The 6,178-nt window shown below is 48.6% G+C and carries 5 protein-coding genes; all 5 read right to left on the reverse strand.

What is annotated here, in order from left to right; all coding sequences use genetic code 11:
- Positions 1–36 precede the first annotated feature (36 nt).
- Positions 37–852, reverse strand: coding sequence for an inositol monophosphatase family protein (locus B5D40_RS07590; RefSeq protein ID WP_078776434.1), 816 nt, complete (start codon positions 850–852; stop codon positions 37–39).
- Between the two features lie 4 nt (positions 853–856).
- Positions 857–1,945 (reverse strand): histidinol-phosphate transaminase, encoded by a 1,089-nt coding sequence (gene hisC, locus B5D40_RS07595; protein WP_078776441.1) that lies wholly within the window; start codon positions 1,943–1,945, stop codon positions 857–859.
- 19 nt (positions 1,946–1,964) lie between these two features.
- Complete coding sequence (locus tag B5D40_RS07600) at positions 1,965–3,674, reverse strand: glycoside hydrolase family 9 protein (protein WP_078776435.1); 1,710 nt, start codon at positions 3,672–3,674, stop codon at positions 1,965–1,967.
- Positions 3,675–4,003: 329 nt separating this feature from the next.
- A complete protein-coding gene (gene ilvC / locus B5D40_RS07605) occupies positions 4,004–5,488 on the reverse strand; it encodes a ketol-acid reductoisomerase (protein WP_078776436.1) in 1,485 nt (494 codons plus the stop codon).
- Positions 5,489–5,605: 117 nt separating this feature from the next.
- Positions 5,606–6,178 (reverse strand): LamG domain-containing protein (locus B5D40_RS07610; protein ID WP_159446922.1); only part of this gene is annotated, 573 nt, incomplete at its 5' end.

Consider the following 6,178-nt stretch of genomic DNA (forward strand, 5'->3'; position numbering starts at 1 on the left):
TTTCAGAGAAACGCGAGTCCATTTGGGATGTTTTGACTAGTTCACTTTGGCAAAGCTGTCGAGAACCGCTTTGTGCACCTTTCCATTTGTCGCCACGGCGCTGTAACCTTCATAAATTGAATGCAGCGGTTTTCCCCCGTCGTCAAACAAGTCGGTTTCACCGTTCAAAAGGGAGAAGCTCCCGCCCGCTTCGGACAAAAGAAGCGGAAAAGCCGCGATATCCCAAAGCGACACGATCGGATCCACCATCGCTTCGGCGCGACCTGTCGCCACCAGATAGTACCCGTAACAATCTCCCCAGCCGCGGTAAAGTGCCGAAGTGCGCCGGTATTTTTCAAACTCTGCAGATAGTCCCCTATCGTCAAAGGTATTCACCGTCCCCGAAAGCACTAGAGACTTGTCCATTTTCGCAACGTCTGAAACCTGCACTCGGATTTCTCCTAAAAAGGCTCCCCCGTTTTTTACCGCATGAAGCCGTTTTTTTTGTGCGGGCAAATTGACAATGCTCACGAGCGGTTCATTTTTTTTATATAAGCCTATCAGAGTTCCAAAAAGGGGAACGCCTCGGATAAAAGATTTCGTTCCATCGATAGGATCGAATATCCACTTGCATTCCGCATCGGGATTTTCGATTCCAAACTCTTCGCCGATAACGCCAAATTCAGGGGTTTCTTGAGCAAAGACTTGCCGGAGAACTTCTTCGGCTCCTTTGTCCGCAATAGTCACCGGAGTATTGTCCGGTTTCCACTCTACCGCCAGATTGGAATCAAAATGCGAAAGGATGATGCGTTCAGCAAGCGTGACCGCTCGAATGGCGACTTTTTCCAGCTCTTTCAACTCTGCGGTTTGCATAAAATTACAGAGCCTTCCATTTTTGAACCAGGTCCACAAAAAGCTGGTTTTCTTTGGGCTTGCCGATGGTCACCCGAATCCATTCCGGCAAGGAAAAGCTTTTCAAATGACGGACGATCATGCCGTTCCGCTCCAGATATTCCACCAGTTCCTTGCACTTTTCGCCGATTTTAATGCACAGGAAATTGGCCTGCGTCGGCAAAACGACAAATCCGAGTTTTTCCAAATGGCTGGTCAAGAATGCTTTTCCCGCTTCGGTCACTTCTAAGGAATGCCGAATATGCTCGTCGTCCAACAAAGCGGCTTCTGCGGCGGCCTGCGCCGCGATATTCACGTTGAAAGCCGGTTTCACTTTCCAGATTGCCGCGCTGACTTCCGGACTGGCAAATGCGAAGCCGATCCGAATTCCCGCAAGGCCATAAATTTTGCTGAAAGTTCTGTTCAAAATCAAATTGGGATGGGATTCCATCTGGGAAATCAAATTCGGGAAATCCGCGGCGGTTGCAAAATCCAGATAGGCTTCGTCCAAAAAGACAAGAATATCTCGAGGAAGCTTTGCCAAAAAATCGAGTAGTTCCTTTTCGCTGTAATAAAAGCCGGTGGGATTATTGGGATTGCAGATAAAAACCATTCGGGTTTTAGGCGTAAGTGCTTGAAGATAGGCGTTTAACGACGGGCGTTCTGGGGACTGGGAAACCGAAACGTATTTGGCACCATAAAGAATCGCTGTCGCCCGATAAACGGAAAAAGTCGTCGAAATTCCTAGACATTCGTCGCCGGGTTGCAAAAACGCTTTCCCCACCATATCGATGATTTCATCCGAGCCGTTTCCCAAAACGATTTGGTTTTTGGGAACTCCAAACTTGGCGGCAATCGCTGAAATCAAGTGGGGCGCATTTCCTCTTGGATACAAATGCAAAGACGACGCCATTTCACAAAAAGCCTTTTGCGCTTTCGGGGACGGGCCCAACGGATTCTCGTTGGACGCCAGCTTCACCGCGCTTTGCAAACCGTATTGTTCACAAATTTCTTCTATGGATTTTCCGGGTACATAGTCAGAAATGTTTTTCAATTCAGGACGAGTTTCAATCATAAAATCCTCGGTCAGCAATTTAGAAATTCTTGTCGTATATCGCTTGCAAAGCTGCCGTTAAATAGGCCAAAGGAGCGTTCCAATTAATGGCGACTTCATTGGTTGCGTAGCTGCAATCATCGTCCAAGTAAGCCAAAGCGGGCAAATCCGCCGAAGCGTAATTCGGGCATTTCCAGTGTTCCTTTCCCGTGAGGTCAATATCCTGTTTGCCCAAGTGCGGGCCGCCGACAAGCATTCCCGGTATAGGTTCATCCACAAAATCCGCTTCGCTAATTCGATGGTGCGGATTTTTGGGGCTTCGGTAACCGAATCCCGTTACATAAGTGATGTTCAGCGGATTTCTGCCCAAAAGATAGTCCAGAGTTTGCTGCGCCGCGTTCAAATAATTTTTGTCTTTGGTCAATAGGAACGCCTGCAAAAGAAGAATGCCATTATTGGCTACCGCGCTGTTGCTGCCCCAGTTCCAATTCCACGAGTGCATCGGCAAACGGTACGCGCTGGAATCGCCGATGGCGCAAAGGGAATTCGCTTCTTCTAAAAGAATGGTCCTCGCCGACGAAGAAAGTTCCTTTCCGAATAAATTCGGATTTTCCGCAACTCGGAAAACGGAAAGCATGTTCAAGTCTCCCCACCAGGCTCCATTCCGCGTAAACGGATTTTCTTTCAAATCGTCCAAATACGTCTGTTTTGCCGTCGCCAGATACAATTCGGCACTGGCAAAACGGAATTCATCGCGACCGTCTTCGTCTTTAGGCATATAGCTGCCGGTGTTTACATTCGCTGGTTGTTTGTAAAATTCCTGAGGATTCTTTTTTGCCCATGCATATGCTTTTTCCGCCGCTTGCCGCGCTTTTTGGCTAAACGCCAAATCAAACGGAGCGTAGATGACGCTGGCCAAAGCCATTACTCCTGCAAAATTTAAAGAGGCGGTTACATTTTTGATGATGGCGTATCGCTTCGCAGTATCTTTGTCGGGCATGACGGATCCGCTAAATTTTAAAGTCGTTACTTTGTGATAAACACCGCCGTCTTCGGCTTGCATGGAGAGCATCCAATCCAAATTGTAGCGAATCTCTTCCAGCAAAAGGGGCCACTTTTTTTGATGCCTAGGAATATTCCAGGAAAGCGTATCCATATAATGAGGAAACTGCCGATACAATTCCAAAAGAGTCCATACGGTGATTCCCGAATTGACGACATATTTGCCGTAATCGCCCGCATCATACCAGCCGCAACGGGAAGAAATCGTTCGACCGGCACCTTTGCCACCTGTTTCGGCATCCGTCCCATAAATAACCACCTTGTTGTCATGATGCCCAGCCGCTCTTGCCCATTTTCCGGCATACTCGGCTTCTAACGCCATTCCCGAACGTTGAAAATAGAACCACTTCAATGCCGCTTTGGAAATTTCCTCGTAGGGTTTCTTTGCTATTACAAGAGGATTTCCAACAAATTCACCACCGCGATAAAGTCGATAGGTTCCAGGAATTTTGATGGAGGAAATATCAAAAACCTGAGTTTCTTCACCGCTGTATTCCCAATCCCAGACAAGGGGCGCGTCCAATTTTAAAACCCGCTTTCCCTGTAAATCATACACTTCCAACGGGTTGGCGTCGTTTCCAGGAATCACAATTTGTTTTTGGGCTTCTGGGGTATAACCTAATTGATTAAAAAGCGGAGCCGCCGTAGCGAACGAGAAAAAAATCCATGGGAATAAACAGGCTTTCATATTTTGAATATAATTATTGGGATTCTGTCCATTTTTTAAATTCCGCGCGAAATGGATACAAATGCGAACTTTTTTTGCGAAAAGAGCTCTTGCCATCCCCATTCTTCTCCATTATTTTTCTTGCGTCAATTTCTCAGGCAGAAATTGCTTACTCGGCAAATAAAGAAACTCGAAGTCTTGAATCCCTTCTATCGGCCAAGAACTCCCCCGCTTCCTCAATATCGCCGAAATCAAAAGTTGCTCGCTAGCGAACTCACTCAGCATTTTTACAGAAAAAGGCTCCGACAAAATCGGAGCCTTTCCCAAGGAGATGTTCTAGTGAAACGAAGTTACTTGGTCGCCACAGCGATTTTCGCCATTCCGGTCATGCGTTCGCGAAGCCATGCGCCGATGATTTCGGTCGGATGCTGGCGAATCGCCTTGTTCACTTCGATAAGTCTTTCATTATCCACGCCTGTATCCTTGCCTGCACCATAGACTTCACCCAAGTCTTCCTTGGTGATCTGTTTCATAAAGTCTTGGAGCAGAGGAATGCAACGATTGGCAAAGAGGTAGCAGCCGTATTCGGCGGTATCGCTAATGACGCGGTTCATTTCATAGAGCTTCTTGCGCGCGATAAGGTTTGCAATCAGCGGAATTTCATGAAGCGTTTCATAGTAGGCACTCATCGGCTTCATGCCAGATGCGGTCATTGTTTCAAACGCCAGTTCAGAACCAGCCTTAATCATTGCGACCATCAAGACGCCGCGATCGAAGTATTCCTGTTCCGTAATTTTAGCATCGGAAGCCGCTGTTTTTTCAAAAGCGGTATTGCCGGTGTCTTCACGCCACTGGAGCAAATCCTTGTCGCCCGCTTCCCAGTCTTTCATCATCGTCGAAGAGAACTCGCCCGAAATGATGTCGTCCTGATGACGGCGATAAAGATCTTTCATGATCTTCTTGAGTTCCACGGAAAGCTCGTAGGCACGGATCTTTGCCGGATTGGAAAGGCGATCCATCATATTGGTAATGCCACCGTGCTTCAAAGCCTCGGAAACGGTTTCCCAGCCGTACTGGAGAAGCTTGGCCGCATACGCCGGTTCAATGCCTTCAGAAACCATCTTGTCGAAACCGAGAAGGGTACCAGTCTGCAGCATTCCGCAAAGAATCGTCTGCTCGCCCATCAGGTCGGACTTGACTTCGGCGATAAAGGAGCTTTCGAGAACTCCCGCCCTATCCGCATGAAGGCCTGCGGCATAAGCCTTGGCATAATCCCAGCCCTTTCCTTCCGGATCGTGATCCGCCTGGACGGCAATCAGACAGGGCATACCGAAACCGCGGACATATTCTGCACGGACTTCGGAACCCGGCCCCTTCGGCGCGCACATGATAACCGTGATGTCGTCGCGAATCTGCTGGCCTTCTTCGATGATATTGAAACCGTGACTGTAAGAAAGGACGGCACCCTTTTTCATGAGCGGCATGATTTGCGGAATCACATTATGGTGCTGCTTGTCCGGTGTGAGGTTCAAAACGAGGTCGGCACTCGGAATCAATTCCTGATAAGTTCCCACCTTGAAACCGTTTTCCGTCGCATTCTTGAAAGAAGCGCGCTTTTCCTGAATCGCCGCTTCGCGGAGGGCGAAAGAAACATCAAGACCGCTGTCGCGAAGATCAAGTCCCTGATGAAGCCCCTGTGCACCACAGCCGATAATGACAATCTTTTTTCCCTGAAGAGCTTCGGTTCCGCGAGAGAATTCCGATGCTTCCATAAAACGGCAATGACCCAATTCCTCGATCTTGGAACGGAGAGGAAGTGTATTGAAGTAGTTCATTTTATTACCTCTAAAGTGTTTGCTACCGAGGACAAATGTAGCAAATCCCGCTGAAAATTTCAGGATTCGAAAAGAAAAGGAGGAAGGAAACGCCGAAGAATCCAAGGAAAGGCGCCTTCATGGCGCAGAAAGAACGATTTCGGGGACGGGCCAGCGGATTAAAGGATTCTGGTTCCGGTAGGTCGCCCGAATCCAAGCGGCGGAACGCGTGTTGCGGCTCACATGAAATTCGTCTATCACACCTTTAAAATAATGGGTGACCAGATCCGTCGGGTCGTCCGCCGGGTAAATCAACTTGCCGATGGCAAAAAGGCTGTCGGTGGAACGCGTCGCCGTGCTGCTGCCTATCCGCGGCGAAGAGGAAGCGACTTCCCCATTCACATAGAGCACGGCGCCGTTCGAATCCTGAACAACGGCGAGATGTGTCCATTCTTCGAACGCTTCGGAAGAGTCCATATACCAGTATCTTGCGGAATTGCTGGAGGAATCCAGAATCTCGTCGGTGAAGATTTCGTACAGCCAGCTGGACTCGTTTGTTCCCGCCAAATACATCAAGTGATATTGAGAAGCTCCCTTTCCAAAAACAACGCGCGAACGGTCCAGCCCTTCCATTTTAACCCAGACGGAAAAAGTGACCGAAGTCTGGAGAGTCAAATCCAAAGCGCCGGTCGCCGAATTCGGAATGGTCAC

It is taken from the genome of Fibrobacter intestinalis (assembly GCF_900167415.1).
GTDB classification, from domain to species: Bacteria; Fibrobacterota; Fibrobacteria; order Fibrobacterales; family Fibrobacteraceae; genus Hallerella; species Hallerella intestinalis.

What these genes read in the sequence shown, in the direction of transcription:
- B5D40_RS07590 (WP_078776434.1), bottom strand. Translation starts at nt 852, where the DNA reads ATGCAAACCGCAGAGTTGAAAGAGCTGGAAAAAGTCGCCATTCGAGCG.
- ilvC (WP_078776436.1), bottom strand. Translation starts at nt 5,488, where the DNA reads ATGAACTACTTCAATACACTTCCTCTCCGTTCCAAGATCGAGGAATTG.
- hisC (WP_078776441.1), bottom strand. Translation starts at nt 1,945, where the DNA reads ATGATTGAAACTCGTCCTGAATTGAAAAACATTTCTGACTATGTACCC.
- B5D40_RS07600 (WP_078776435.1), bottom strand. Translation starts at nt 3,674, where the DNA reads ATGAAAGCCTGTTTATTCCCATGGATTTTTTTCTCGTTCGCTACGGCG.